The organism is Paraburkholderia sp. CNPSo 3274, from assembly GCF_024206475.1.
In the GTDB taxonomy this organism is placed as follows: Bacteria; Pseudomonadota; Gammaproteobacteria; order Burkholderiales; family Burkholderiaceae; genus Paraburkholderia.
In genome coordinates this window covers 1-2,007 of the sequence record NZ_JAMBPR010000198.1, presented here as the reverse complement: position 1 = coordinate 2,007, position 2,007 = coordinate 1, and the positions used below count along the sequence as shown (strand labels likewise).

Genomic DNA, 2,007 nt, shown 5'->3' with positions numbered 1-2,007 from the left:
CCACGAGAACGGCTCCATCGAGAGCCCTCATGGCCACCTCAAGAACGCAGTGCGTGATGCGTTGCTTCTGCGCGGCAGTCACGACTTCGACGATCTCGGTTCCTATCGCCGCTTCATCGACGAGATCGTCGGTCGAATCAACGCGCGTAATGGCAAACGCATTGAGGCCGAGCGGGCACTGCTTCAGCCGCTTCCGGCCCAGCGTACGTGCGACTACGAGGAAACGCGCGTATACGTCACGACCACCTGCGGCTTCGTCCTGCGCAAGGTGTTCTATACCGTCCCGTCACGACTGATCGGCCATCACCTGCGCGTGCGGCTGTACGACGACAGGTTGGAGCTGTTCCTGGGCAGTACGGCCCTGATGACACTGCAGCGCGGCCGCGCGGGTCCCCATGGCAAGCACGGCCACGTCATCAACTACCGGCACGTCATCCGCGCGCTGCGCCGCAAGCCCATGGCGCTGCTCAACCTGGTCTACCGCGATCAGGTCTTTCCGCGCGAGGCCTATCGCCTGAGCTTCGATCGCCTGCTCGAACAGCTCCCGGAGCGTCAGGCATGCAGGACCATGGTTGAACTGCTCAGCCTGGCCCACGAGCACAACTGCGAAGCGCAACTGGCCCAGGCGCTGCAGCAGTGCCTGGACGATGGACAGTTACCCGACCTGGACGCACTGTGTTCGCGTTTCGAAGCGAAGCGCACGAACAGCATGCCGGAGGTGAACGTCCGGCTAGCACCGCTGAGCGACTACGAAGCCCTGCTTGTCGACATGGCAACGGAGGTGACGGCATGAGTCTCGACATCGACGCCACCCGCCTGTCGCTGCTGCTCAACGATTTGCGGCTGCCCGCCATCAAGCAGATCTGGTCCAGCTTTGCCGAGCGCTCCGACACGGAAGGCTGGCCGGCAGCGCGCCTGCTGATGGCGCTGGCCGAACACGAGATCGCCGAGCGCGATCGACGCCGGGTCGAACGTCACCTCAGGGACGCCAAGCTCCTGCCGGGCAAGACACTGGAGAACTTCGATTTCGACGCGGTGCCGATGGTGTCCCGCGCGCACGTCTCGGCGCTTTGCGCTGGCGATGGCTGGTTGCGTAACGGCACCAACCTGATTCTTCTGGGACCGAGTGGGGGTGGCAAGTCGCACTTGTCGTCGGCCATTGGACTGAGCCTGCTGGAGAAGGGCTGGAAGGTCCTGTTTGCGCGTACCACCGACCTCGTGCAGCGGTTGCAGGTCGCGCGCCGCGAGCTCGCTCTGGAATCCGCCATCAACCGGCTGGATCGCTTCGATTTGGTCGTCCTCGACGATTTCGCCTATGTCAGCAAGGATCAGGCCGAGACGTCGGTCCTGTTCGAGCTCATCAGCGCCAGATATGAGCGCCGTTCTCTTTGCATAACAGCAAATCAACCGTTCGGCGAATGGGACAAGGTCTTCCCCGACCGGGCCATGACGGTGGCCGCCGTCGACCGGCTGGTCCATCACTCGACGATCTTTGAGCTGAACGTCGAAAGCTACCGTCGCCGTACGGCCCTGCAGCGCAAGCAGCAGGGACCGGGACGCCCGGCCAGTCGCGCGACACCAAAGAACGTTGGCGTGCCGCCGACACAGGAGGGTCAACAATGACGGGACAGCGCGTGCTCAAAGCCAGCGTCACGCGTTACGGCATCGACCTCACCAACTGACGCGCTGTTCTCATCCAGATTGACGCGCGGCTGGCAGGCCAAGCTCGCCGGCGTCAATCAACACCAGCGTGATTACCCACGCCACCCCATTCTTATCCTGATTGTCGCGCGGCCAAATACCTGCGGCGTCACCATTACACAGCAATCCTCAACGACTGGTGGCTTCAGCTTGATTGTCGCGCGACACCCACTCGCCCGCGTCAATCAACGCCGCGCGTCAATCAATAAACGCTTGCCAGCGTCAATCAACATCGGCATCATCATTTCTGCCGCGACATTCTCAACTTGTTTGTCGCGCGTCTCTCATCCGGATTGTCGCGCCACA

General features: G+C 62.4%; 2 protein-coding genes and 1 pseudogene. All 3 read left to right on the top strand.

Annotated elements, in window-relative coordinates:
* A pseudogene (locus M3I54_RS44120) lies at positions 1–793 on the top strand (IS21 family transposase); the annotation flags it as partial.
* Positions 790–1,623, top strand: coding sequence for an IS21-like element helper ATPase IstB (gene istB, locus M3I54_RS44115; RefSeq protein WP_254346684.1), 834 nt, complete (start codon positions 790–792; stop codon positions 1,621–1,623). The pseudogene M3I54_RS44120 and the gene istB, both read left to right, overlap by 4 nt.
* A 78-nt stretch (positions 1,624–1,701) precedes the next feature.
* The coding region (locus M3I54_RS44110) for a hypothetical protein (protein ID WP_254346682.1) at positions 1,702–2,007 on the top strand (306 nt) is incomplete at its 3' end.

Bases quoted from the DNA above. Each gene is read 5' to 3' on its own strand.
- istB (WP_254346684.1), top strand. From the start codon at position 790: ATGAGTCTCGACATCGACGCCACCCGCCTGTCGCTGCTGCTCAACGAT.